The following is a 25,787-nucleotide window of genomic DNA, read 5'->3' as shown; positions in this document are numbered from 1 at the left end:
GCGATAGAGATAGCGTCATTTAGCACCTCCGATTGTTTCGAAAACAATATCACTAATAATCACATTACCGTCATAAGGTAATACGACTTCTCTTTCTTCCTTAATTTGGACGATACTCTTCAAACCGACTTTTTGCGCACTAATATATCCATCGACCAGTAAAAGCCAGTCCTCTAGTTCTATATCGAGATCAAACAGTGTATAGCTTTGCGCAGCAGATAGAGGGAGAATGTTAGGATTTGTTTTTATTGCCTCAAACATTAACTCTAGCGCTTCATCTACCTCGTTTAGTTCAAACTCTTCCTCATCTTCACGGACATCCGTAACTTCGATACTGTCTAAATCTGAAGCTTTGACTTTTTTCCGCTCACCGCTAGCAAGAGCCCTTACAGCCAAATCAACTAAGTCATCAGCTTGAATGTCACTGTTAGTATTTCCGTAGGCTCGTACTTCTGTTTCCGACACCTGAGACAAACAATCAGGCAAGCATTCAATGGAATCTATGGATGGCGAAAAGGTTTTGTCATCTTGGAACTTAGCTGCAAAAACATCAATAATGCGATTAAGCTTGGAAGATTTCTTATCTCGCTGAAGCTTTGCCAACATTTCGACCATTTTTTTATTTGATACATTTAAGTCCCTTAATGCGATATCTATTTTAGATTTAAGTAACTTCAAAAGAATTCGCTCAAGGTGAGTGTCAGTTTGTACCCACTCTCTAAGCTTTTTCACACTTAAATGCTCAAAGATACTATTGATTCTACTGATCTCACGTTTACATCGACCGATTTGACGAATTTTGTCATCAACATCAGTAACCATGCTAAATTCATCTGCAACGATTCTATGAAAAGTAGACACGGTTTCAACCAAGGCGTCATTTATCTCGACTGTTATCTCTCGAACTTCATCTAAGTAGTGTTGTTTTTTATCATCATTGAAGTCCTTAACTCGTCGGTAACTGCCAACGGCATAATCCAAGTTTTCAATCTGATTAGAAAACTCGCCATGACGTTCTCTGAATCTATAACGACTCGTTACCCTATCCAGTAAACGTTTAACAGACGAATGAATTTGGACGCCATGCTCATCATCTAAGTGATAGGCCAATTGATGTTTTGTAAGCGCTGCAATTACAGCTTTATTGCTTTCACTATGATGAAGTACTCCAGCTTGCTCATAGCAAGCCTCATCTACTACCTCAGTATGAGTACTTAGCGCTCGCACAGCTTCTTTTGACTCCACTTGTCGAGACATCTAAATTAACCCCATTTGAGTATCTAATTCATTTTCACCATCAGCTTCAGCTTCACTTTCCAACATCCCTTCATTAATAGCGATAAACTCCAAAGTCTCATAAAGCAATGACCATTTCGCTGTGGCGATAAAGAGAGAACCAGTTGATGATGGAGATACAAAGTATCCTTCTTGGACAAGATAATCTAAGATCGACCTCAGCTTCGTTTTACTCTCTTTGCTTTTATGGGCTCTTTTAAGCTTGTGTGCAATATGATCAAGCTGATTTTGAAGTGAGTTACTTTCCTCTATTGCTGCGAGCAACTCTGACTCCGAAAGCTTGCCACCAGCCATTATGGGTCTGGAGTCTGAGTCAATATTTCGGGCTAGTTTGAGCCAAGCGATTATCCCTTCCATCGTCTGCGAAAAAACTTCAAAGTCTTTGAGAACTTCGTTTTTCTTTCGAGTGTTATCGATGCTCTCATATCCACAGTAAAAACCTAGCCCGTCTTGTGTTTCGACTGTTGTCATGCTTATTCGAGACAGGTATTGGTTCATGTCACTTCGATTTCTCGTATCGGATAAATATGTGTATTCAATAGGAGATGCATATTCACAGATCACTTTTTTACTCATGAGTAATCGAAAAGCCGATTCAAACTTATTCATTCAACCACCTCCGTAGACTGATTTTGTTTCGACTCAGAAAGCAATGGATTGACTCTACTTCTACGTCCACCAATAAATGATTTAACCCCCACATTCTTCACTATGTGATTTTTAGTCGCGAAGTACTTGTAAGTGGCTGGATGCAGATCTGGCTGAGCTGTGAACAAGCAAATACCTTTTTGAGCCATCATGTCGAATAAAATAGCCAGGTTAGAAATAGAAATTTTCCCTAATTCGTCGAGCGGCCAGTGAATGGCAACGTCTTCATCCTGACACAAGAATCGAGTCATCCCACAGAAAACAACGATAATAGCCAGTTTGGAAATCCCTTCGGAGCCGACCTTTTCTAAATCTTCATCATTTCGAACCACTGCTGGGCGTCCATTTTCAACAATCGTTATCTCCATCTCGACCAAAGACTCTAGGTTTTTAGATATCTGAGCCTCTTTAAATGAAGCCAGCAATTGCTTAAAAGAAACAAGAAACGCTTTGGAAGGTAAACCTCTTGAGGTTTCGCCTGACCATCTATCTAATTCGACACTAAAAAGATTAAGGTCTTTCCAAAGATCAAAAGTATGGATCTTACTTGATAGTTTGATATAGATGCTATCGATAGCAGGGAAAGGATTGCTCGTTTCAATCGACTTATCCAGAATAGTTGAAACTGAATCAACCTTACTATTTAACTGTTTTAGCGTTTGGTGATAATTAGATATTTGAGTAGATATAGAACGAAGTGTCTCAATTTTAACGTCCCTAACATCTGGAATCACATTAAGGACAAGCTCTTCAAGGTCTCCCAAGCAAGCAAGGGAAAATTGAGGACTATCGTAGTTGATAGCATAGTCATAATTTTCTGAAAGCTTCGTCATGGTTGCAGAGCGCATCTGTTCCCACATCATCTTTATTTCATTGTTGTTATCCAACGCTAGGATTGTGTTACTTACATCTTTTACTTTATTAACTATTTCTTTCTTCAACGTGTTAATCGCAGTGATTTTATCTGTCACTAGGCTCACTGCATGCTCAACAGAATGAAACTCCAAATCTACAGAGGCATCTTCTAAGCTAGCTAAATCTGATTCATCGACCGCTTTTTCCAGATTATTGGTACAAGTTGTAAGTTGCCCTATAGCCACCTTGACTTTACTGAGCTCTTCTTCATCCAACTTAATTGAAAACGATATTTCGTCAATTCTTCTATTTATCGACTTCTCATAATCGATTCTCTTCGCTTCATCTTCCATAATCTTTCGCTCTAAAACCAAAATTTCAGAATTATAGCTATCAATGTATTTCCATTCTGATTCTAGCCAAGTGCCATAATCGTGAATTAAAGCTTGAAATGTTTTTATTTCCTCACATTTGCGCTCGAGAGATTCCCACTTCGATTTGGCTCTTTCGATACTGACTGGATCAACCCCTTTACTGATCAAAGCTTGGTTGAACGCTAACTTGTAGTCACTAACTCTGTCTGAAGTTATCGTTTCTTTATTTTTAATGAGCTCATCAATAGCACTTTTTTTCGCGTCCTCTTCTGACAAGTGATAATCGAAGTTAGCTTTCACCTGAACACGATCATGTTGATGGCGCTTCTCTTCATTTTCAAATCTTTCTTTCAGCTCAGACTTGATTAAAAAAAGTTCAGACTCTAGTACACTTTTCTGTTTCTTAACTTCAGATGCACGACTTTCAGCATCATTTTCAAACAGGACTGTTTTTTGCTCTTTAAGGAGGTTGAGTTTGCTCAGTTCTTCCACAAAGACTTTTGTTCTTGTACTTTGAATTTTCATTTCTTTGTGAAGCTTATCTGCTTCTTGCTCATCACTTTTAGCTCTACTCTTCGCTTTGCCTTGCCGAACTTCTACTTCTTGCTCCTTGATTTTTAAAGTCTCTAGTCGCTCTGAAAGCTTCTCTTTACTGAGACAAAAATCAGGAAGTGCGATTGAATCCAGCTCTAAATGGAGACCAAAAATCGACTCAGTAGCTTCTGGATTAAAAAATGGTTTCAAGTTCTTCGTATTTAATAAACTAGGAGTGATTACTTTGCCTATATTACCATGCCAATCAGGCACTTTTTGATCTAAGTACTCGTTGAGCGATCCTTTTGCTGGCAATAATGCACGACTCACAGAAGCTATTTCATCTGAAATTTCTTTTAATTCACTAGTACAAGTGTGATAAGTAGAAAGACTGCTCTCGTGATTTTTTTCTGCCTGACGTAGCTGCTCATTCAAATGAATTACTGCATTGTGAGAAGCATTAAGTTTTTCACGCTTACTCTCAAGATCACTTTCCAGCCTACGTAATTCGCCTTTTTGTTCTGGTGTGAACTCTAAAGATTGCCCTTCTAGAATGGCGAGTCGGATTAGTTTTTGTCTTATCTTTTCAGATTGCTCATCAAACTCATCTTGGAACTTTTTCTTTTGAAGGTTAAAGTCACTCTGCATCGCCTCTAAACGGTCGCTCTTTTGCTCGAGTATCTCTTCCTTAGTTTTAAGTATTCTATTGATTTCTTGTTGCTTACGGGAGCGGAATTCAGCACATTCGAGTTCCAGTTTTTGTACTTGACTGTTAAACGCACTTTCTTCTGTTTCTACATTTTCCAGTAAGTTGTCGTAATGTTTTTTTGCAGATTCCGCTTCCTTCAGCAAGTCACTCAAACTATTGTAAAGCGTTATTTTCCCTAAAATATCATCTTCGTTCTCGTACTTGTCACGCTTATTGTAAATAGCATCAACTATTTTGGATTTCCTTTCAAACTCAGTCCGATGGATGCTTAACTCAGTGTCGAGCTTTTGAAGCCTATCTTTCCTCTCACTGACCAACGAGCCGCACAGCTCCTTCTGTGAACGAATCTTGTCTGACAACTGAATGTCATTTAATGCCAATTGACGCAGATGAGAAGCGATTTGAGCTCGATAAGAGTTTAATTGCTTAATGTACTCATCAAGGCTGTCTTTACTTGCAATTGCTTCATCGAACTTGCTCTTTTTAGTATCTAGTTGAACAAATACATCTAGGCTATTTGCTAGGTTGATATACTCTTTCTTATATGGAACATCGTCCATCGATGTATTGTTCAAAAAACAATCCACAATCATCGTCTTGAAACGACTCAACATTTTCTTATGGCGCATCATTGTCGCCGTCAAAATGTCGATATGATTCATATTATGGCTCGCAGAACACAACGAATACTCATGAGCGATTGCAACTAAGTTTTTACCCGCACGACTTCTTTGAGCTAAACGGTTTTTATTATTTAAAATGACTGCGCGGTAATCGACACTGGTTTCAATTTGCGAACTTACTAACATTGACTGAGACACAAGGTTTTTAAGCCATGTACGAGTTTCACTTCCCTGCTTAATTAGCTCGTCGTACAACTGCTGAGAAAACAACTGTTCAGCACTTCCGGTCAAAAATCGATAAGCGACACTGGAGCCATTTCGATACATTACAGAACACTTTTTCTCACCAAGTTTTTCATATTCAAACACGATGACAGATTTTGGAGTAGGCAAATAGTAATCAACAAAGGAAACTTTATCCGCTTGTCTATCCACCAGCTTACTCGGATCGGCTCCATAAAACGCTGGAAGTAAACTTAACAAAGTGGATTTACCAGCTCCATTATCACCCGTATTGTTGCTATGCCCGATAGCCTTGACCTTGAATAGTTTCCCAGGGATAAATGAGTGAAAAAGTACGATCTCCAGTAGTTTTGAGCTTTTTGTTTCAGATTTATTCATTTCTTTCATCACAGTGCGGTAGAGATATTCTCAACCCCTCGGTTAGTGAATGATCTACAACAAACTTACTGACTCGGCTGCCACTAAGTAAGTCCATTATTAGTGCTTCCAACTACCACCAGAGTTCACAGGCTGCGTTTAAGATAAAAATGCCCCAACACCCAAAAGAGCCAAGTGTGTCGTGTCTACTAGCGGTCAAAGAATCAACTAGTATCATATTACATTGGAATCAAATGATTCGTTAGAGTAAATTAGTACAGTTCATTTTGATAAGGGTAATCATTGTGCGTTGTGTCGAATCTCCGCAAACCAAACGACTAAGGCTTATTGATTTCTATCTCAGCTTCTTTGGGAAAGTGAATCGCTCCGACCTTATTCAGCACGGTGATATTGCCGTTGCAACAGCAAGCCGTTCTTTTAACGCATACAAAGAACGTTTTTCTGAAAATACGGTTTTCAACGAAAGCCTGCGAGCATATATGAGGTCAGCATCATTTAGCCCAGCCTTTGAGCATGACCCAGAAGCTGCTCTGAGGTTAATCGCATGGGGCCAAGAGTTGAACTCTATTCCCGTAACAACTTATGGTGTAAGCAGCTTCGCAACAGTTTTGGATTCACTATCAATTGATATCGTCTCTCAAGTCACAAGGTCGATCCTGAACAAACAAAGTATCTCTGTCCTGTACAGTTCCTCAACTAGCACCGAGACTAGAACCCTGACTCCTCATTCTCTATTTAAAGGACTTGGAGCTTGGCACATCCGAGCATGGGACAGTAAAAGACGTAAATTCCTGTGTTTTAGAATCAGTCGAATTCTTAAGGCTGAGCAAACCAACAGCTTATACGACAAGACTATAGAGGACGATGCTCTTTGGAACCGAGATGTCGTCCTAAGTGTTGCACCGCACTCTAAGCATGAAAATAGAAATGACTTAGCTATTGATCTTGGTATGGAAGGTCAATACGTGCGAAACATTACCACTAACGAAGCACTAGCAGGATTCGTATTAAATGATCTTAATGTTGACTGTACACCTGATGCTTCTTTGCCGCCGCACGCCTTCAACTTGCAGTTGATGAATAGGCACGAGTTAGAGCATATTAACTCTATACAAGCTCTAGTGCCTGGCTTTATACAGAACAAAGATGAAAAGGCTTAAATTAAATAAACTCTAAACATATTGAGTTGTTTACGTAAACCAACAGCTGGTTTATTACAAATTCGCGGTTCGCAAAGTACGGTTCGGTTTTTACGAACTGAGTGATTACTTTAACAAAGAGGTGATATGAAGTGGTAATTTCCAACTTAGTTATCTGTGATCACCTGTTGAAGATAACGAATTACGTTCGTTAACTTATTGCTAAATTAAAAAGCGAACCCACAAGGTTCGCTTTTTTTATGAGTGGAATAAATATACAGCGTTATCGATATTGTTCGGGTGAACATTTATTAATTTACGTCTATCAATACCGATATGAGATAGCAGAAGCCTTTAATATAAAGTTATAATTCGTGGCGTTCCCTCACGATTTATGTACTAACCCATCCAATTAAAATTAATATTAAACCAACAATCCACTTTAAGTTTACTCCTTGTAATACAGGAATAGAGGGAATAACCGTGGTATTTTGAATAGATGCCAATTTAAACTCCCAAGCTTTTTGAAATTCAGGATTGGTTACTATCTTATAAAGATCTCTTCTGCTTCTATATCTTATAATGAAAATAGCGTCCCACTCTTCCTCAGTAGCTGGTTGTGAAAAAGTAGTGAGTGGTTTTGATACGAGAACAGGATGGCAACCATGCTTAAATAAAAGAGGGAAAACAACTTTAGCGTAATTTCTATCTATACTTTCAAGTGCTCCCATATCCTTACTTTCTAGATCTTTTTTGTCCTTAATAAGGTTGAGCATGTAAAACGCTTTTCCATTGTCAGTTCTAGCAAACAAATCAACGGCATTGGGGTTAACCGTGGTTTTAGGTTGATCTTCTACACGTTGCCCACTTAATGCTTTATATAAATCTTTTCCTTCCTCTTCGGTAAGTGATGAAATCCACCACCCGTCATACCAGCAAGCAAAGCACAGAAATATAACTATCAGAATTATATATAGTGTCATTGGAGTTTAATCATTATTTGAGAGATTTTTAAATTCTAGTACGAGACAATGAGCTATACCATCAATTCTCATCAGATTGTACTCGTTATCAGACATTATGCTCAGACAGCTCACCATGTAAGGCTATTTTAGAGTTCAAACAAATTAAGGCTTCTAGCAAACGTTGAGACAAAAACCAGTTAGGCTATCTGCTTTATTTAGACTGGTAGTATTAAGAGAAATAAGGTAACTGCTGCCATAAACAGTGCAAAATACACGGCTACACATAAGCGAAAATACCGTGTTTTGTCAGCCGATTTAATGGGCTTTGTTATGTAATTTTTATACTCTGACTTGGAAAAGATACCTCTAATACTAAACAATCCTCGTCGCAAATAAACGGACCATGTACTTCTCCGGGTGGACGACTTGCAAAATGCCCTGCTTCCAACCACTGATCAAATGCCATATCATAAAGCCTACCGGAGATGATAAATATTTCCTCTGGATAATCATGTGATTTACCACCAAACTCTTTTGTATCTGCACCTGCCTTAAAACGAGTAAGTCGAGTGTAATCTCCTGATATTTCATCTATAGCAAGCGTTAATTGCTCAAGCATACCTGAACTACCTTCAATCGGTTCCCACTTGCTCTTATTTGATTCGGCCAATACATTCCAATATGTTGCTGTGCTTTTAGACATACTCCATTCCTTTATCTACATCAGTGTATTAATAAGTATTCTTACTTTTATACAAAAATATACGCATAAAATACCTTCATCATACTCGATATAATCTCTATATATTATGATGTTGATGGCGTTTTTTTACATCTAACGCTTTATGAGAGGATGAGGCAGATAAATAAGCTAGCCCAAATAACTAACTCATGTGCCACAGAAATCATTTTCGGAAAAATTAGTACATCATAAATAACTGCAGGAATGAAAAGTCACTTAACGTTGTGGTCAATATTTATTGTGTCGAACATGAGTGTTAGTAGCAGTAACGCACATTGTGTTCCCTGACAAAAAAGAGATGAAACTGAATTTGCAGCGGCTCATATTGAATAAAAAACAAACGCAAAAGTTTGCTTTATCGATCCAAGTTTTAAATTGTAATAACCCCTACTACCACTGCCATTAGGTAATTAATCACAGTTTGTCATTTTTAATTTACGATACATTGTACATTGATAATTCCATTGATAGCCTTTTTTTCTCATATAATAAAGGGAAGTAACATTATGAGATATATAAGAATTATCGGTTGTGCTTTAGCAGTAATGCTTTTGTCTGGATGTGTATCTAAAAAAGCAATGGATATTCCATCTGACTTTTGGCAAACGGGAGGAGATAAAAATATCGCAGTTGCATTTGTCCAACCACCAGAAATGCAGGCGCATCGATCAGGTGCTGAAGGTTTACTTGATCTTGCTATCAACGAAATGGTGACTGATAGTGTTGAATCTCATATTCAATCACTAACGCATGATAAGTTTGAAGTAGGCAAGTCAAAAGTTGCGAAATTGATAGAGAATCGGGGAAGCCACAGCGTGATTATCCCAGAATATTATAAAGCGACTGACGAACATAAACTTCCAAAAGATGAACTTAAAAAAGGTTACTTCGATTACGATGTTTCTGTCGTGAAGGATCAGTATCAAGCAACACATCTACTTGTTATCCAAATCATGGCTGCGGGCACGCTGCGTGATTACTACGGCTTTATTCCTCTTTCAAAACCTCGTGGCTATGTGAATGCGGAGGTCACGCTGGTTGATCTGGGAAACAATAAGATCGTAATGGAGCATCGAATTTTAGAAGAAGTACTGTTACCAGAAGATGTTGATTGGGATGATTCAGATAATCAATACCCGGAAATTACGAAGGTTGTCAATCTGGCGTTGGAAAGAGCGGCAAATCGACTACCGGAACTATTGTAATAAAGTCATTGAAAAAAGAGCCTATTGGGTAAATGCCGTTCACATAAGTGTGAACGGCATTTTTTGATTCTTTCACATTATGCTTACGAGTAGATGTCATTACGAGGGAACATAACGAGATAAATACCAACCGATTCTGTAAGCCTGGTATCAATGCACTACTGCCTTCGAATTTTAGACACTAATCATATCGCCCCGCGGGTTGATGGGCGAATACTCATCACCAAGTAAAAAACAATATTCAATAACTTATATTATTATTCAATTAAAATGTTTAGGTTTTTTGCCATACCAATATGCGCACTGTTGCTTTATTTGGTCTTATTTTATTGAAATATTTAACTAATTTAGAATCTTTTGAAGAAAATAAGAATGCTCTAGTGGTATCCAATGAAAAAAGATGCTTTTTTGTACTTTTTATAGTGCTTTTTGTTACATATCAAACATTTAGTTTTCATTTTAATTAGGTATTAATAATTCACCCTAATTCAGGGTATTACAAGAGCAAACAAGAATGAAAATGAAAATGCTATCACTAGTCATTAGTGGCCTATTAAGCACAGGCGTTCTTGCTTCAGAACATACATTAACCGCCATAGCCGCAGATACGTTCGAAACCATCAATCACATGCAGGAGATAGCATATAATCCAGAGAATGTCATAGAAAGAGGTGGTATACGGTACCTACAATTCAATGGAAAAGAGTACCAGTTAAATCATGAGAATGCACCAATGTTCCCATTAAGCAACGCTAATGATGATTACAGTAGCGCGTTCCCATTCGTAGGGCCTGACTGGGAGTATATTTCATATAACGGTGGCTTTTATTTACTACACCGCGAATGGGGGGTAATAAATCCTGATGGCAGCGGATGCTTTGCAGAATATGTACCTGCAGCGCGTGGCTCTCAAATTGATGACGGAAGTTATGAGTGGGAAACGGCAGAAGTACAACGAGTATTAACGTCTGAATGCAGTGATTCGTCAATACCTGTTATCACAGGATTTAAAGTGGCTTCAGTTTCTGATGTTGGTATGCAGATAGCTTGGGATCAGACTGTCGAAGGCAACAGTTATAAAATCGAATTAACAGCAAATAAGCCGGGCGAGTCTTCAATAACATATCAATACAGTGCTAACAATTCAGGTTTTTATATACCAGAACTTGAACCCAATACTGAATACTCAGTAAAGTTAATTGAGTGTAATCAGCATGGGTGTGACGATAAGACGATTAGTGTCAAAACGTTACCGCTACGATTAAGTTACAATGATAGCCGTAATGGTATTAATCATTTGGCTGGCAATTTGAGTGCAAATGTTGCTATTGCACAAACACATACAAGCGTTGCTCCTTACGGGAATGATGAAATAAACCATCCTAATCTAATAATGGATCGAGAAGGCTTATTATTAGTAACACCTAAAGTGAGAAATATTCATCAATTATGGGTTGAAGTAGTTGTTGATGGAGTAACTATGGGGCGCCACCTCATGAACCCACCAAGCGCACTCCCTGATACAGATCAGCGCGATAACGGCAAAAGCAAAGTCATATTCTCACACCACGCATGGAGCCTACCATTAAGCTGGGAATGGATGAAACCTGGCTTGTCACTTAAATTTAGCGACAATCGCAACCGTGAGGGAGAAATAACGGAAAATCTTTTCGTTTTTGGTGGTGCACCTGAGCTAGTTCTTCAAAATATTGATATAGGTATGCTGGTTGAACCGCGCAACCAATATGAAATGATTGATGACATGGCACAGTTAGCTACTGATTATTTCCAAAAGATACCTGTATCTAAGATGGTTATGGCAGACTATACACCATTACATCTACGTAAAGTCACCATGCCTAACGGAAAGGTCTACACCAAAGCTAGTGAATATGAAAATGCCGGAATTTATGCTGGTGATATGCGTGAGTTTATTGGCAAGAATCTGATTTCTTTAGGTATTAACAATGCAAACTTTGGCATAGTAGATACTGCTGGAGGTGATGCAAGTTGGCCTCGCCCATTTAGCCATATTACTGCCCACAACAATCGCGGACGCTACTTATCTAAAGATCCTGACACCGGAGTCATCACTTCTAATGTCGTCAACCATGGATTGAGCGGTGGTGGTGGCATAGTTACATTAAGTTCAACACGTGGCAATGAATGGTCTCATGAATTAGGCCATAACTATAATAGAGGCCACCATCCTCAAAACGCATCTATTCACGATATGGAGTCTGGTTGGGGCTGGGATGCACGATACCAACGTTTTATTGGAAATATTCATTGGTCAGATGATCCGATAACAATGACGAATGAAAATAGCGGAGAAAGTGTGCCGCCATTTGAAAATGAATTCCGCTTTATGCGTGAGGCTATGGGAGGTGGCGAGCCCCCATTAACTGGCCTAATAAGCCATTATACTTTGGAGCACCCAATTGCAACTCGCATGACTCAAGATTGGTTTAATCAGTCTAACAACCTTGATCTAAATAGCTCCACAGGCTTTGTTCAATGGGATCATGAAAGTCAGCGATATACTGATTCAGAAACCAACTTTAATAAGCCAAGTCAACAAGGTGTGCCTGTAATTACTGTCTTAGGTATCTATGACCCAACAGAAAAAAATCCAAGTCAAATATACCCATTGATTTACTCAAACTACGGTAATTTATTCGATCTACCAGAGCCCTCTACAACACCTTCTCAACTTGAAGGATGGGTTTCAACTGTCGAGTTAAATGAAGAGGATCGAAATAATACAGAGTGGCAAACAATTAAAATAGACAATAACTGGTTACCATTATGTCAATTTAGTTACACTAACATGAACGGGCAGACCGCGAATTTTGTTGGCTTTGAAAATAGCGAAACAGGCATATGCCAAGTTTCTTCAGATATGTATTGGTCTGTAAACAATGAGCGCGAAGTACCAGTGTCGGCTTTCAATGACTACATGTTACTGGCCACGAAAGGCGAAACAGAAGGCTATGTAACCTACACTCCGACAATTGAACTGGGTGAAAAAACATTGTGTACATTAGATAAACCAGGAACATCCCACGATGGTGCTGGATTTATAGAAAACGATAAATGTATGCAAATTGATGGCGTAAAACATAATAATGGAGCTAATTGGTCATACGTAAATCACCAAGGCGGAATAAAACAATACAGCTTTACATCACAAAAGCAGTGCCAACTTATTGTTGAGACTGAAAATGGTGATGTCACTAAAATTGCATTGAACGGCCACCGCTATAACAATAATGAAAGCAACAAACTACACCTCAATTTACCAGCAGATAATCACCCAACACGTATCTCCATTGAGTGCGCATCAACTTCTGGTACAAAAACAGTGTTAGATTCACAATCGACACTTCGAAACCCTGCAGCAGATGACCTAAAAGGACCTGTAATTATAGGGCAAGAGCACGGGTACGAAGCTCTTGAATCGAATATTCCATCAAGCTGGTTTGCTCATACTAACGGCTTTGATCCTAACACTTTGTCAGTAAGAGATCGTAACTCATTAGCGACAATGCGTGTAGGAAGTGAAAAGCCGTATCTTTGTAGATTTCCATTAGCAATTAATGGTGTTGAACAAACAGTACATGGCTACGTTGAAGATTTTGGCAATGGAGATTATCAGTGCACAGGTGGTTCAGAAATTTCAGTGGCAAGTAATCAAGGAGAAATGCCATTGCAATCAATGCTGAACCAATTTGAGTGGATGTCTTTAAACAACCCTGCACAAGTAGGTCAATCAGTTAAAGCTGTTGAAGGAAGTCATGCGAATTTATGTAGCGTAAACACAAGTGGTTTTTATGGCGCAGGCTTCATTAATGCAGGTGGACAATGTACTCAAGTTCCAGGGATTAAGTGGTCTAACGGCAAGCATTGGACTTTTTCTAACGGCTTCGGTCAATATAGCTACCGTTAATAAATAACCAACCACATAAAGACACAATAATAGAAAACCCCTAGTCTTATAGATTAAATGACTAGGGGTTTTAATTAGTTGCAATGTGCCTGATTTTTATTCTTGGCGTCCCCTTAAAGAGCGCTTCCACTGAATTTTCACTCAGAATCGATGACAGACGCTTTCTGAGCTCTGGAGTGTGTTTTCTTATTATGGCATGGAAGTATTTACCCAAGAGCTGCCAGCCCCCCTAGAATAGAGTGAAAAAGTCGCAAAAGGTTAATAGAGTAATCACTAGAACGCCAAGTCATTGTTTTTCCTCATGATATAGCATTAGTCACGACACAGCCGCAGGTATACGTTCATGTTCAACGATCATTGAAGTTGTAGCCGATTTTGATGAAATTAAAGGTTTCCTCAAACACCTACAAACAGATCAAAAAAAACTTAAGCCAAACCTTTGAACTAACCACTGATGTACAACTCGCATGCAAGTTGTACATCACGAATATATAGTTAGTTATTAATCAAGACTAATGAGTCCAAAATCCCCTGCCCGCTATGTATTCCGCCCTCATTCTCACTGGCAGGCTTACTGCGTATTAAGTATCCAGCATAACCGTTATTTTCAGTAACAGGCTTACCTTGATAATGCGCAGTAAAAAGCCCCACTTCACTAACAAGGTCGCTAACTAAGGTTTGCTTGCCATCTCGAACGGCAATGGTTGGGGTGTCACGTTCATGTGGGTACAAGCGCTGCATTAACGTCCACGCATTGTATTCTTCTGGCTTTAGTCGTTGCAAAATAGCACTAATATCCTCTCCAAATACGCAGTGACCGCCACCTTCCCCTTGGTTCTTCAATACCCACTCTTTTTTATTCGCACTCTGATAAAACCATTCAATACTTTCTGCGGTGATCGCCTTCATCTCTGCCAAAACGCTTTTCACTAAATGGGCTTCATTAAGGGACAATCCCCATTGAATATAAGCCTCGGCTGGCATTTGCGTTAATAGCATTTGCATAGATTTGCTCGTCGCTAATTGTTGACTGATGGTGGCATTCATCGCCACGTAATGCTTTTCAATAAACAAGCGAGTTTGGCTCAATGTGTGACAACAAATGTCTTCATCCAACTCTGGCGCGCAGTAATCTGAATATTGGTAACCCGCGCGTAAATACACGGTATCAATAGCGCCAACACCATCAAGGATTAAACGCTGGTTATCACCACTTGAAAGTTGAGTGCTCAATTGCTCGAATGTACGCCTAACGGTACGAACGCCCAACTTATGTAATGCCACCTCCAAAAGATGTTGGTCATACACATTGTCTTCTCCTTTTTGGACGATCATTAAGAATGTTGGCTTTTGATCAGGATTTTTGCTTACGCCATTCTTGTCAGAATCAGCAAAATGAGCTTGAACCTTTTTTGCTGCTGTTGCGATGCCTAGGGCTAATTGTTCCAATCCTTGGTTATCGGCAGGTGTTGCTGAATCATCTTCTAGCCACTCTCGGTAAACCTCGTTCCATTGGTTTTCAACAAAACGATGCAGCTCGAAAGCACGTTGACCGAAAGGGCCCATTCCCGCCGCTATGCCATTAAATTCAATAACTTTCGCCCCGTATTGTCGGTCATCCATAAAATCTGTTCTCATTAATAACAGCGGCTGACGAGCTGGTTGCTTAGGGGCGGTTTTATCGCCATGAGCTTGTTGATGGAGCTCCATTAAGCGACCGAAGAACGGGTCGGCTTTCGCCATCTCACTCAATGAGGTTTGCAGAAAACGATGATCTTCAGAAACGTTGCTCACCAATTTAGCAATCAATGGCGTGACCTTACGTAGGTGGTCATACGTTGAACGTTCCATTGTCATCGGCGCAATACTAAAGGGAACATGCCTTGCGGTATTGTCAGCCTGACGAAATGCTACGCCGTGCATGATTTCCCACTCAAGGATGTCTTCAATCACTTGCTCAGATACAAATTGTGTTTGATCAGTATCATTAGATTCGATGTGCGTTGTGTGGTTTTTCATAATGTTCTTGCTCGTCATAATTAACTATTTATGCTGCACTGGCGGCGGTTAAACCAAGCGTGCTGTTTTGAGTGTCATGTTCTTCTTGCGCTTTTTGACTTAGGTACAAATCTCGATAGTCGCCATCTTGAGCAATCAGTTCTTGATGTGTGCCTCTTTGTACGACCTTGCCGCTGTTCATCATCAAAATCTGATCAGCGTTTTGAATGGTAGATAACCGGTGTGCCACAGCAATAACCGTTCTGCCGCCCTGGATATTATCAAGCGCCTGTTTAACCGCTTCTTCCGATTCACTGTCGATATTCGCCGTGGCTTCATCGAGTAGAAATATTTTCGGATCGTGGGAAATCGCCCGAGCTAACGCCAATAACTGCCTTTCCCCAACGGAAAGCGAGGCACCGCCATTACCTGGTTTGTGTTCAAAACCATCAGGTAGACGATGAATGAATCGGTCTGCTTGCACCAATTGGGCTGCATGAATCGCTCTCTCACGGCTTTTCGCCAATGTGTTTGCACTTGTTTTATCAATGGTAAGAACATCGTGAGATAAGTTAATGTTATCTTCAATTGAACCACTAAAGATGGTTGGATCTTGCGATACCAAGCCAAACAACTTACGCAATTGTGCTTCTGGAAGAGTTCGAAGCGATTGCCCGCCAATGAAAATGTCACCCTGCTGTTGTTGATAAAAACGCATTAACAGATTGATTACGGAGCTTTTCCCGCTTCCGGTATGGCCGACAATTGCGGTGAACTCACCACTTTTTGCTGTAAAGCTAACGTCTTTAAGCACGGGGTTATCTTCTTCGTACCCCATAGTGACATTGCGAAACTCAATATCGTGACTATCATTGAACTCTACCTCTGGCATCACTTGATGATGAACCTCAGACTCATCGTCTAGTAGCTCAAAAATACGTTTTGACGATACCGTAGCAACCTGCAATTTATGCAGTTCCATCGATAACTGTCGGAACGGGTCAAAGAATCGCTCAACATAGTTTAAGAAAGCGTATAAGGTGCCCACTTCCACAACGGTCGACATTGAAGCCCCTGCAAACCAGGCAACAATACCCGCTACGGTCAGCGTCCCAATCAAACGGGTCAATGGCAACAACATCAAACTATCAATGGCTACCGATTTGGTTCTGAAGTTAAACCAGCTTTGATTTTCTTTCTCAAACTTGGTTTGAAAGCGTTTCTGCTGGCGAAACGCTTGAATCAACGCCATTCCCTGTAACGACTCATTGATTTGGCAATTGATGTTGCTGACTTGAACTCGAATGCCATCAAATACTGGCGTTGAAATCTTGCGATATAGATGCATGGTCACAAGTAATATGGGGATCAACACCAAGCTTAATAACATCAAACGCCAGTCTAAAAACGCCATAGCAATAAAAGTGGCTAAAATACGTAAGGTTCCTTGAACCACGGTAGGTAGCGTCGACACGAACATATTTCGCAATGACTCAGTGTCGTTAGTAATGTAAGAGACCAGCTTCCCCGTCGGCAGCTTGTCGAATGTCGCAATGGGAAAGTTCAGCACATGGCGAAATAACTGCTCGCGCACATCTTTGACCACAAGCAATGCGCCGTGTTTAAAAGCGACCGCCTGAAAATACCCGAACACCGCAGCTAAAACGTAAAAAAACATAACCAGCCCAATCAAAAAGATAAGCTGTTGCCATTCAAATTGCTGAGGCACGATTACGTCATCAAGGACACTTTTTGCCAACCAAGGAATTGTCATTTCAGCACTGACCGCTAGCCCCAACATGACAAATGCAAAACCAAAACGAGCTTTGTGCGGCAATGCAAACGCTAACAAACGGCGATAAAGCGTATTATTTCCCATGGTAGATCTCCTTCAGAGCAGGATCGTTGTTAACGTTAAAAGTACTGCTTGAACGTGCATGCAATGCTTCTGCGCTCACCAACGGGCCTTTCTCCCCTAACTGACTTTGACGCTGATAAACCATGGAATACCAACCTTGGTTTGCCAATAATTGATGATGAGAACCGCGTTCCTCCACCTGACCATCGTTTAATACTAAGATTTGGTCAGCTTCAATAAGGTTGGTCAGGCGCTGGGTGACAAGCAGCATCGTTTTGTGAGAATAATACGATTTTAAATTTTGACGAACTTGCGCCTCTGTTTTTATATCTAATGCGCTGAAAGGATCATCTAACAACAAGATATCAGTGTCCGACAGGAGTGCTCTAGCAAGTGTTAATCGCTGCTTTTGGCCCCCCGATAGATTCGTACCGCCTTCTCTAAGTCGGGTATCAAAACCCTCAGGCATCGCTTCAATTTCTGCTCGAATAGAAGCCATGTCTGCCACATGCTTTATTTCAGCCAACGACGCATTCGGTTTTGACAGGGCAATGTTCTCTGCGATCGTGCCGGAAAATAAATACGGCTTTTGAGGAACCAAAGCCATTTTGCTGCGCAAAGCATCAAAGGTGAGGCTGTCACTTTGCATGCCTGAAACATGAATACTGGATGGCTGCTCAAGTTTAAATTGACGCAAAGCCAGATGCAGAAGCGTACTTTTGCCACTGCCTGTTGGCCCAGTAATGCCCACTAATCCACCTGATGGCACTTCAAACTTTACGCTCTCCAAAACTCTTCGATTTGATTGCTCATAGCTAAACTCTCGGATATCAAATGACATACTTGAATCCGAATCTTTGGCTAATGTTAGATCCCCCTCAACCACTTCCGAGTGTTCCGCAAACAAATGCTCCAACCGACGCCAAGAGGTCTTACCCCGTTGAAAGACATTGAATTGCCAACCAAACTGCATAAATGGACCCAGCAGTTGACCAAGGTACAAAGTAAAAGTCGTAAAGAGACCGACAGTGATACTACCCTGTTCGATTAACCATGCGCCGTATCCAAGAGCGATCACAAACGACAATCCGTAAACCAATTGTATTGTTGGAGTGAACGCTGCATCGACTTTCGCTACAGTCAGATTGGCATCGACCGTTTGGTCTAAGGTTTGTCCAAAGCGTTGTTCTTGACGACCAGAAATACCGTGTGTACGAACCGCACGAATGCCCGATACCGTTTCACGCGTCTCTTCCGTTAAATCAGAAAATGCAGACTGTGCCTTTCCAAAAGCTTTATGTAGCTGCACTCCATAACGACGAGTGATCAGCACTAACAACGGAAAGGGAAGCAGAGCAATGGCGGTCAGTTCACCACTGACAACAAAAATCATCCCTAAAATGACGGTTATACCTGCGATGAAAGAGTCCACTAACGTCATAATTCCCATGCCCATAGTCTCTTCAACAGCGTTAAGATCATTGGTTGCATGCGCCATTAAATCACCAGCACTGCGGCGAGCATAAAAGGCAGGAGGAAGTTGTGAGAACTTTTGAAACAATTCACTGCGCATTACACGAGTAATCGCAATAGACGCCCCATATAACTTGCTTTGCCACACAAAGCGCAGACCATACATTGCCGCACCCGAAACAATGATTCCACCGACGTAGATAACTAGGTTGTGTGCATCTAATGTTCCTTGATTAATGCCGTCGACTACTCGACCGATCAGCCATGAAGGCACCAAATTGATCAAAGCAACCAACTGCAAAGCGATAAGGGCAATGAGATAGTGCCGGCCATACATTTTGATGTAGCCTTTTAATTTCCAAAGCATATTCATAATTGATTAGCTGGCTCTTTATTGTCTTGAAATTGCATCGAATATCTTTGCATTGATAACGCGGCATCAGCCCGAGAAGGCATTTCACAATTGATATGACGTTTTCGGGCTAAATACTCATCAAAGTTTTCTTCATTTCCTGCCTCTAGCTGTTTTTGCTCAAGTAAAGAGTTGTATGCCAGCATTTGTAATTGCGTCATTTCATCGTCAGAGAGCGTATCGCTCAAATATCCTTGTTGGTGCTCGTCTGAATAGCTTTTCATTAACGTTGTGAAGTTTAGGTTTTCTTGCTCCATAACCGCTAAAATCTGTGCTGAAGGCGTTAACTGGCTGGCATCAAACTTGGCTTGTTCACGCATCACGGCTTTCTCATAGCCATTATTATTCTGCCCGCCATCCATGATGGTCGCCATTTTGGCTAACAGGTTCATTAGTGGTTTCGCCAAATCCGTCAGTAGCACCTCACCATTCAAGGTAGGCAACATCAAATTCGGCTTTCTGCCCTGTGTCGCGACCAACTCTTGCCTTTGCATAATCAAGGTTCTTTCCTGCTTACTTATTTCAGGGCTAGGCGATAATGCGCTGTAAAGTAGAAATAGATCGATGAATTGACTTTGAAGTTCATCAATACCAAGCGGTAACAAAGGATTATTGTCCAAACTGCGTAATTCTATGTATTCCACCCCGTAATGACACATGGCCACCAATGGGCGCATTTGTGCATTGACAATTTTAGGACGTATGGAACCGTATAATTCATTTTCGAGTTGAAGAACCGAACCATTCAACTGCTGATGCTCTGCTAAGTATGAATATTGCACACTGGGTTGAGTTAATGCTTTGCATAGTCCGATCAGATAATCCTGTTTGCTATTAAAGCTGATCGGGAATCGAGATTGCTCACTACTTCCGTACCCTAAGTTACTTAAGCGCAACGATGTCGCCCAAGGTAAGTAATCTGTCGTGCTATCTAACTGCAGTAACTGATAAGGCTTATCTCGCAGATAGCTCTTGTCGGCTGCGGGTGAAGCACCAAACAAATATGGAATGATCCAACCATTGCGTAGAACATTGCGGATCAGATGAAAATATCGCTCAGAAATAAAATCTTCTAGCGGCAATTGACTTTCTGTATTTGCATGAAGCATCTGCCAGAAAGGTTTTGGTAACGAAAAATTGTAATGAATGCCTGAAATAAGCTGCATTCTTTTTCCATAACGGTTTGCTAAGCCTTCTCGATAACGCATCTTCGCCATACCCACATTGGATGTGCCATAATTTGCTATCGCAATATCACTATCTAAAGGTAGAGACGGAGGCATACTTGCCGCCCACATTGATTCACCTTCCGGCAAATGTGTAGCTACAAAGTGGTGTAACGAAGCCAATTTTTTAAATGTTTCCTTTCTACCGGTCACCGCAGGCGTCACTAGTTCCAACTGTGCTTCTGAAAAATCGGTCGTGATGTATGGGTGAGTCAGTGCGGAACCTAGCGATTTCGGATGGGGCCGGTGCGAAAGCTGAGCACTTGGTGTCACTCGAAGCATTTCACGCTCTATACCACGACGAACACCTTGCAGTGTATCTTGCACATCATCACTTGCTATAAATACCAACAGCGACTCATCAACCAGAGTCTCTATATCAATTGGGGTGGCTTTATTTTTCATTTGTCTTATTCAATAAAAGTGTTATTCACTCTGTGAAGACGCAATAAAACCAAAAAAGACGCAAAAATATTCGCTATTTTTATAATTAATTTTTGACGAAAATGTGGATGGGAAAGGCAAGGAAAAAACGCTGTTGTTAGGCAAGGTAATGAGGCTGTCACAAGTGCATCATAGTAAAAATCATGCAGTTGTACGCCCCAGTATTCAAGAAATCATCTAGAGTGTGGTCACCTAGGCTGATTGATGAACACCGTCATTTATCGCGCTTGTTTTGCAGAACTCTACGCACTTTGGATCAGGGTCAAAATCGACAATTCCCTCACCTCCTGCTTCGATGTTGCAGCAATCCATTAAGATCTCTTTTAGCTTTACGCGACCTCGTTGAATGCGACTCTTCGTTGCTGAAAGTGATAGCCCTAATTGTTCAGCAACAGCCTGCTGCGACAATCCATCAAGCTCTGCAAGAATCATCACTTGCCGGTATTTCTCGGGCAAGCAATCAAACATTGGACGTAAACACTGCGCCACCGCTTGCAGGTTAATTAGCTCTGCCGACATTTCTTCTGCCACTTGATTGTCAAGCAACTCTTCGTGAATTTGTTGAGTCCGATAAAAATCCATAATCGTATTATGCGTAATGCGATACAACCAATTGTGGAGCTTATCTCTCGATTCTAGTTGTTCAATCTTTTGACTGGCCTTGATGTAAACGTCCTGCAAAATGTCATCAGCTAAATCAAGATCTCCCGTCTTTTTCACTATGTAACTTCTTAGTTGATCTTTGTGTATGAGCCACTCTGCTAACATAGCGTTTCCTCAATTATCGATACCTACTCACTATATTTCGATAATAATCGAAATATAGTGAGTAGGTAAAGCGCAAAGATCTAACAATTCAAGCAACCATTCCCTGTCACATTTAAGGCATCCCATGTCCGCGCAAATGAAAGCAACAAAATGAGCTACTTTTTCAGGCTTACGTTTCTTGTCGCCACGGTCACTCTCAATACCTCGCTAGTTTTAGGCGCAATATCTACTCCACTCAGCCCTGATAGTGATAGAATCTGCATATCAGAATTACCGAGAAACTCTATGTTTATCCATCACGTTAACGACATTGACTGGCTGGTGATCACAGCTTTTGAAGAATTCAAAACTATGTTTATCGAAGAAGCCGGTAAAATACCTTATTGCTTCTCTACCACCAGCGAATTAAGCCTGATTGATCAAGCCAAGCGGACTTATGGGTATTTGCCTGTACTCCGCGGTGTTATCACCGATACAGGTACATTTCAAAGCAAAGATAACGAAGAAGGTTTGAACCCACAACTTGCTTGCCTCGTTGAAGGACGCGGTCGAGTGTTCATCTATCACGGTGGCTTTGTCGCTTTTGTGGATGACGAGCAAACCTTTATTACCCGAATAGACTGAAAATTGATCAGTAATTACTCATCGAAAAATTGGCATCCCTCCCCACTCATCCGTCAGCATTTCATTTATTAACAGCAGCCTATAAATATTGCCCGATTAAATACAGTAAAAAGGCTAAGTGTATTGCACTTAGCCTTTTTCATACGCTGAATAAGCGCTTTATTCTTCGAAACTAAAACCTACTTTCGAATTAACTACTTTGCCCATTCAATGCCAGTGCCATACGTTGATGAGTGCGGTAATTGGGAATCGAAATAAATTGATTCTGAATCGGTTTAGCGCGAGGGCTATCGTAACCGTAAATATCAGGACGTATCGCTAACTGACCATTCGGTGTTACCCATGCCGTTAAGTAAGCCACATCAAGATTCACATGTGTATCCAAGCCAATCTCACGGTGGTTGTTGGTATTAATCATATCGTCAACAGAAGGCAAGTTAGGCATATTTTGGTAAGACAAAATAAGTGTCGCCATTTTACGTGGTTGTTGTACACGCATACAGCCAGAGCTTAAATCGCGATGACGACGATTAAACAATGGATACTCTGATTGCGCTTCATCATGCATATACACAGAGAATGAATCAGGCATCAAAAATGCAACTCGTCCAAGCGCATTTTCAGGGCCAGGATCTTGACGAAACTCATGAGTAAATGTTTTTGGATTTACCGTTGCCCAGTCAATAGAACTCGGCGGCACAACAGAGCGATCACTCCAGCTATTAATCACATCCATACGACTATTCGTTAAGAAATTAGGATTTGCTTTAGCCGATGGAATCGTATTCTGCACTTTAATGGTTTCAGGTACATACCAGTATGGGTTTATCACAACCGTATTAATGTATGACTGAAACAAATTGGTTGGACGTTTTGGCATCCCATCAATAATTTTCGACTCAAATACTGGCTTTTGATTATCGTATAGCGTCATTTTGTAATCAGGAATATTCACAATAATTTGTGGACCATCCCCTTCTAATTGGGCAAAACGCTCACGTTGTAAGTTTAATGCAGCAAGACGTACCAAACTTGAATAAGGGCGTGTTAATTGACTCATAACGTCAGGCCCGATAATGCCGTCCATCTTCAAGCCATAGTTTCCTTCAAAAGCTTTGATCGCTTGGTTAATCACACCAGTATTGGTAATTGTTGCTTGAGCCACAACTTGTTGATACTCAGGCTGAGTTAAATAACCCAGATTCCAAAGCACCGTTGCAACTTTGTCGCCATAAGGGATCGGCTCACCAATGCTAATAACCTTATCGAAGTGAACGACACTTGAATCCAGTGGGTTAGCTGGCAAACTTAATAAATGGTTAATCACCCCCATTGTTGGAACAAACTGCGAAGAAGGAATAAGAGAATTGATTTTTTGAACCGTTAATGGGAAATATTTCTGCGCCATTGTTAACGACAAAGGCGTTAATTTTACTGGCTGTGAATTGTATAACGGTCGAGGATCTTGCATTAACTGGTGCACATAATCCACGTACACCAAATAGGTATCCGTTAATAGTAAATCAAAGCCACGCTCATCTTGCCTTGTCTCTAATTTCTTCAACTCTTGTAGGCGCTGCTTCATACCAGGTAGTGTATCTGAATCTGCCAACGCTTGTAATTGCGGCATGATCGCACTGACAAGCGCAGGGTTTAACCAAAATGGCATGAAGTTATTATCAGCATATAGTGCATCTAAGATGTTATCGTTACACACTTTTACGGTTGATTGCGGACATAAAGACGCAGTGCTATTTATCTTAACACCATCTAACACATGCCAATCTAAATCTGGTTGCGCCACATTATTAGCAGCGAAAGCCGAGCCACAAGTCAATAAAGCCGAAACCGCCATTACCGAACCAATGAATGTATTTATTTTTTTTCGACTAAACTTCATCCAACATTCCTTAACTAAAACTAAGGAAGTAAAATTTTACCTCCTTAGCATTTAAATCATTCTCATTAAAAAGTGACAAAGATTTCAAAGTAACTAATAGTGAGTAATTTATGCTAAAAAACGATAAGTGGAAATAACACTTTCGGAATATTAAATTTTAACCTGAACTTTGTTCGATTGCGGTTGATAAAAAATGATGCAATAAAGATCATTAATTGTTTGTTTTGTTAAAATAAATTTCTCAAAAGTGCCAGTGAATCATTATTTACAAATAGTAAATAAAAGCGAAATAAATTGAACGATATTCGGTAATTTAAAACTAAATGCAAACCAATAATAGAAATGAACTAATTCTTTTTTTGTGCTCATGAATGCCGCTAGTTATTCTAACTCATTTCTGCCCCTTTATGCGTTAGACCTTTTACTCATTCATATCGTGTTAACTTGGTTTTGGATTAGTTTTGTTTACTGTATATATCAACAGTTATAATGAAACGTGGTGATTTTATCGCTTTAGTTCTGTTTTTAATAAGAAATATTTCTTGTTAAAAACAGAGGTGAAGCTATAACTAATTGATAATTAGTTAATTTAATATTTCAGTTTGTATTTAATAAGACTGATTAAATACATTTCTTACTTTTCACACCCTCTTTCAAATCGATAAATGTAAGAAAGTGCTATCAAGTTCATAATATGCAACGATTATATCGAGTATGGTAAAGGTATTTCATAAGTATATTTTTGCGCGAAAGTAAGAATGCTTATTAATATACTGTTATGTGTATAAGGATGTCATGCGTAAATTATTCATTATTTTCTCTATTATTTTATCACCGGTTGTACTCGCTCAAGATTTACATCTAAGCAATGAGGCTGAATTAAATGTCGCTTTAGGTATTCATAAGGCTTTAAAAGATGTTTCAAAAAGCGTAACTTCTTGCATTAAATCTGGAAAAGAACATCATGTATGCTTGTGCAATAATCGTAATGAAATTAATGACTTTAATAGCATAGTTAAATCAGCATTCAAGAAATATCCTGCTTGGATAAAAGTTAGAACACTAAACTTTCCTGTACCGGACTTTCCAAATGCGGTAATAAATCCTTCAGCTTTATTTGTAGAAGCTAATAAAAAATTGGATTGTGGTTAAATACACATAACAAGCAAATAAATCAGGACTAAAAACAGTTGGCTTTTACTCCTGCGTCGCTTATTTTAGCCAACAATTTTTAGCCCATTATTTGGGCGTTATCCCTACCTTTCCTAATACTTACCAGCCAGAATAGAGCTAAGTGCGTAACACACTTTTGTCCGTGCGACCTGAAGTCGTATGAAGCGTTGTTCACCGCTTTATGAGTGAACCGTCTGTATCACCAGATGAACCTACGAGCCTGAATAAAGCAGCGGCTCGGACAATGTAAC

16 protein-coding genes are annotated in these 25,787 nt (G+C 40.1%); 5 read left to right on the top strand and 11 right to left on the bottom strand.

Going from position 1 to position 25,787, the window contains the following annotated elements; genetic code table 11:
* Positions 1 to 15: 15 nt before the first annotated feature.
* The 3 genes from C9J45_RS17185 to C9J45_RS17175 are packed head-to-tail and all read right to left on the bottom strand — an operon-like array spanning position 16 to position 5,660.
* Entirely contained in the window at positions 16 to 1,257 is a 1,242-nt protein-coding gene (locus C9J45_RS17185) for a hypothetical protein (RefSeq protein WP_107291283.1), read from the bottom strand.
* The gene (locus C9J45_RS17180; protein ID WP_107292804.1) at positions 1,258 to 1,905 is read right to left on the bottom strand and encodes a hypothetical protein; all 648 of its coding nucleotides are present in this window, start codon (positions 1,903 to 1,905) and stop codon (positions 1,258 to 1,260) included.
* Positions 1,902 to 5,660, bottom strand: a complete 3,759-nt coding sequence (locus tag C9J45_RS17175; RefSeq protein ID WP_158260229.1) for an ATP-binding protein — start codon at positions 5,658 to 5,660, stop codon at positions 1,902 to 1,904. The genes C9J45_RS17180 and C9J45_RS17175 overlap by 4 nt, the downstream gene beginning before the upstream one ends.
* A gap of 284 nt (positions 5,661 to 5,944) precedes the next feature.
* On the opposite strand from C9J45_RS17175, the gene C9J45_RS17170 reads away from it, so the two are divergent.
* Entirely contained in the window at positions 5,945 to 6,820 is an 876-nt protein-coding gene (locus tag C9J45_RS17170) for a WYL domain-containing protein (protein WP_107292802.1), read from the top strand.
* 371 nt (positions 6,821 to 7,191) lie between these two features.
* On the opposite strand, the gene C9J45_RS17165 is transcribed toward C9J45_RS17170, so the two are convergent.
* Positions 7,192 to 7,782 (bottom strand): hypothetical protein, encoded by a 591-nt coding sequence (locus C9J45_RS17165; protein ID WP_107292801.1) that lies wholly within the window; start codon positions 7,780 to 7,782, stop codon positions 7,192 to 7,194.
* Positions 7,783 to 8,092: 310 nt separating this feature from the next.
* Entirely contained in the window at positions 8,093 to 8,467 is a 375-nt protein-coding gene (locus tag C9J45_RS17160) for a cupin domain-containing protein (RefSeq protein WP_107208407.1), read from the bottom strand.
* Positions 8,468 to 9,051: 584 nt separating this feature from the next.
* Here C9J45_RS17160 and C9J45_RS17155 point away from each other — a divergent pair.
* Positions 9,052 to 9,711, top strand: a complete 660-nt coding sequence (locus tag C9J45_RS17155) for a cytidine deaminase (RefSeq protein WP_233217823.1) — start codon at positions 9,052 to 9,054, stop codon at positions 9,709 to 9,711.
* A 514-nt stretch (positions 9,712 to 10,225) separates the two neighbouring features.
* Positions 10,226 to 13,660 carry a M66 family metalloprotease gene (locus C9J45_RS17150; protein ID WP_107292800.1) on the top strand — a complete coding sequence of 1,145 codons (3,435 nt, stop codon included), beginning with the start codon at positions 10,226 to 10,228 and terminating at the stop codon, positions 13,658 to 13,660.
* Positions 13,661 to 14,155: 495 nt separating this feature from the next.
* On the opposite strand, the gene C9J45_RS17145 is transcribed toward C9J45_RS17150, so the two are convergent.
* The 5 genes from C9J45_RS17145 to sigZ form a co-directional block, all read right to left on the bottom strand.
* Complete coding sequence (locus C9J45_RS17145; protein ID WP_107292799.1) at positions 14,156 to 15,679, bottom strand: glutathione synthase; 1,524 nt, start codon at positions 15,677 to 15,679, stop codon at positions 14,156 to 14,158.
* A 28-nt stretch (positions 15,680 to 15,707) separates the two neighbouring features.
* Positions 15,708 to 17,537 carry an ABC transporter ATP-binding protein gene (locus C9J45_RS17140; RefSeq protein ID WP_107292798.1) on the bottom strand — a complete coding sequence of 610 codons (1,830 nt, stop codon included), beginning with the start codon at positions 17,535 to 17,537 and terminating at the stop codon, positions 15,708 to 15,710.
* Positions 17,527 to 19,362, bottom strand: a complete 1,836-nt coding sequence (locus tag C9J45_RS17135) for an ABC transporter ATP-binding protein (RefSeq protein WP_107292797.1) — start codon at positions 19,360 to 19,362, stop codon at positions 17,527 to 17,529. The genes C9J45_RS17140 and C9J45_RS17135 overlap by 11 nt, the downstream gene beginning before the upstream one ends.
* On the bottom strand, positions 19,359 to 21,032 hold the full coding sequence (gene gshA, locus C9J45_RS17130) for a glutamate--cysteine ligase (protein WP_107292796.1): 1,674 nt from the start codon (positions 21,030 to 21,032) through the stop codon (positions 19,359 to 19,361). The genes C9J45_RS17135 and gshA overlap by 4 nt, the downstream gene beginning before the upstream one ends.
* Before the next feature lie 231 nt (positions 21,033 to 21,263).
* Positions 21,264 to 21,839 carry an RNA polymerase sigma factor SigZ gene (gene sigZ, locus C9J45_RS17125; protein WP_107292795.1) on the bottom strand — a complete coding sequence of 192 codons (576 nt, stop codon included), beginning with the start codon at positions 21,837 to 21,839 and terminating at the stop codon, positions 21,264 to 21,266.
* 285 nt (positions 21,840 to 22,124) lie between these two features.
* Between sigZ and C9J45_RS17120 the strand changes: the two genes are divergently transcribed.
* On the top strand, positions 22,125 to 22,463 hold the full coding sequence (locus tag C9J45_RS17120) for a cytosolic protein (RefSeq protein ID WP_107208400.1): 339 nt from the start codon (positions 22,125 to 22,127) through the stop codon (positions 22,461 to 22,463).
* A 190-nt stretch (positions 22,464 to 22,653) separates the two neighbouring features.
* Here the strand turns inward: C9J45_RS17120 and C9J45_RS17115 are convergent, their stop codons facing one another.
* Positions 22,654 to 24,363 carry a L,D-transpeptidase family protein gene (locus C9J45_RS17115; RefSeq protein WP_107208399.1) on the bottom strand — a complete coding sequence of 570 codons (1,710 nt, stop codon included), beginning with the start codon at positions 24,361 to 24,363 and terminating at the stop codon, positions 22,654 to 22,656.
* A gap of 795 nt (positions 24,364 to 25,158) precedes the next feature.
* Here C9J45_RS17115 and C9J45_RS17110 point away from each other — a divergent pair.
* Entirely contained in the window at positions 25,159 to 25,515 is a 357-nt protein-coding gene (locus tag C9J45_RS17110) for a hypothetical protein (RefSeq protein ID WP_107208398.1), read from the top strand.
* Positions 25,516 to 25,787 lie beyond the last annotated feature (272 nt).

The sequence above is a fragment of the Photobacterium sp. GB-1 genome (genome assembly GCF_003026165.1).
In the GTDB taxonomy this organism is placed as follows: Bacteria; Pseudomonadota; Gammaproteobacteria; order Enterobacterales; family Vibrionaceae; genus Photobacterium.
This window is presented reverse-complemented; position numbering and strand designations above follow the sequence as displayed.

Coding starts and splice junctions, on each gene's coding strand:
- C9J45_RS17180 (WP_107292804.1), bottom strand. CDS start 1,905: ATGAATAAGTTTGAATCGGCTTTTCGATTACTCATGAGTAAAAAAGTG.
- gshA (WP_107292796.1), bottom strand. CDS start 21,032: ATGAAAAATAAAGCCACCCCAATTGATATAGAGACTCTGGTTGATGAG.
- C9J45_RS17145 (WP_107292799.1), bottom strand. CDS start 15,679: ATGAAAAACCACACAACGCACATCGAATCTAATGATACTGATCAAACA.
- C9J45_RS17110 (WP_107208398.1), top strand. CDS start 25,159: ATGCGTAAATTATTCATTATTTTCTCTATTATTTTATCACCGGTTGTA.
- C9J45_RS17160 (WP_107208407.1), bottom strand. CDS start 8,467: ATGTCTAAAAGCACAGCAACATATTGGAATGTATTGGCCGAATCAAAT.
- C9J45_RS17140 (WP_107292798.1), bottom strand. CDS start 17,537: ATGGGAAATAATACGCTTTATCGCCGTTTGTTAGCGTTTGCATTGCCG.
- C9J45_RS17150 (WP_107292800.1), top strand. CDS start 10,226: ATGAAAATGAAAATGCTATCACTAGTCATTAGTGGCCTATTAAGCACA.
- C9J45_RS17185 (WP_107291283.1), bottom strand. CDS start 1,257: ATGTCTCGACAAGTGGAGTCAAAAGAAGCTGTGCGAGCGCTAAGTACT.
- sigZ (WP_107292795.1), bottom strand. CDS start 21,839: ATGTTAGCAGAGTGGCTCATACACAAAGATCAACTAAGAAGTTACATA.
- C9J45_RS17155 (WP_233217823.1), top strand. CDS start 9,052: ATGCTTTTGTCTGGATGTGTATCTAAAAAAGCAATGGATATTCCATCT.
- C9J45_RS17115 (WP_107208399.1), bottom strand. CDS start 24,363: ATGAAGTTTAGTCGAAAAAAAATAAATACATTCATTGGTTCGGTAATG.
- C9J45_RS17175 (WP_158260229.1), bottom strand. CDS start 5,660: ATGAATAAATCTGAAACAAAAAGCTCAAAACTACTGGAGATCGTACTT.
- C9J45_RS17135 (WP_107292797.1), bottom strand. CDS start 19,362: ATGAATATGCTTTGGAAATTAAAAGGCTACATCAAAATGTATGGCCGG.
- C9J45_RS17165 (WP_107292801.1), bottom strand. CDS start 7,782: ATGACACTATATATAATTCTGATAGTTATATTTCTGTGCTTTGCTTGC.
- C9J45_RS17120 (WP_107208400.1), top strand. CDS start 22,125: ATGTTTATCCATCACGTTAACGACATTGACTGGCTGGTGATCACAGCT.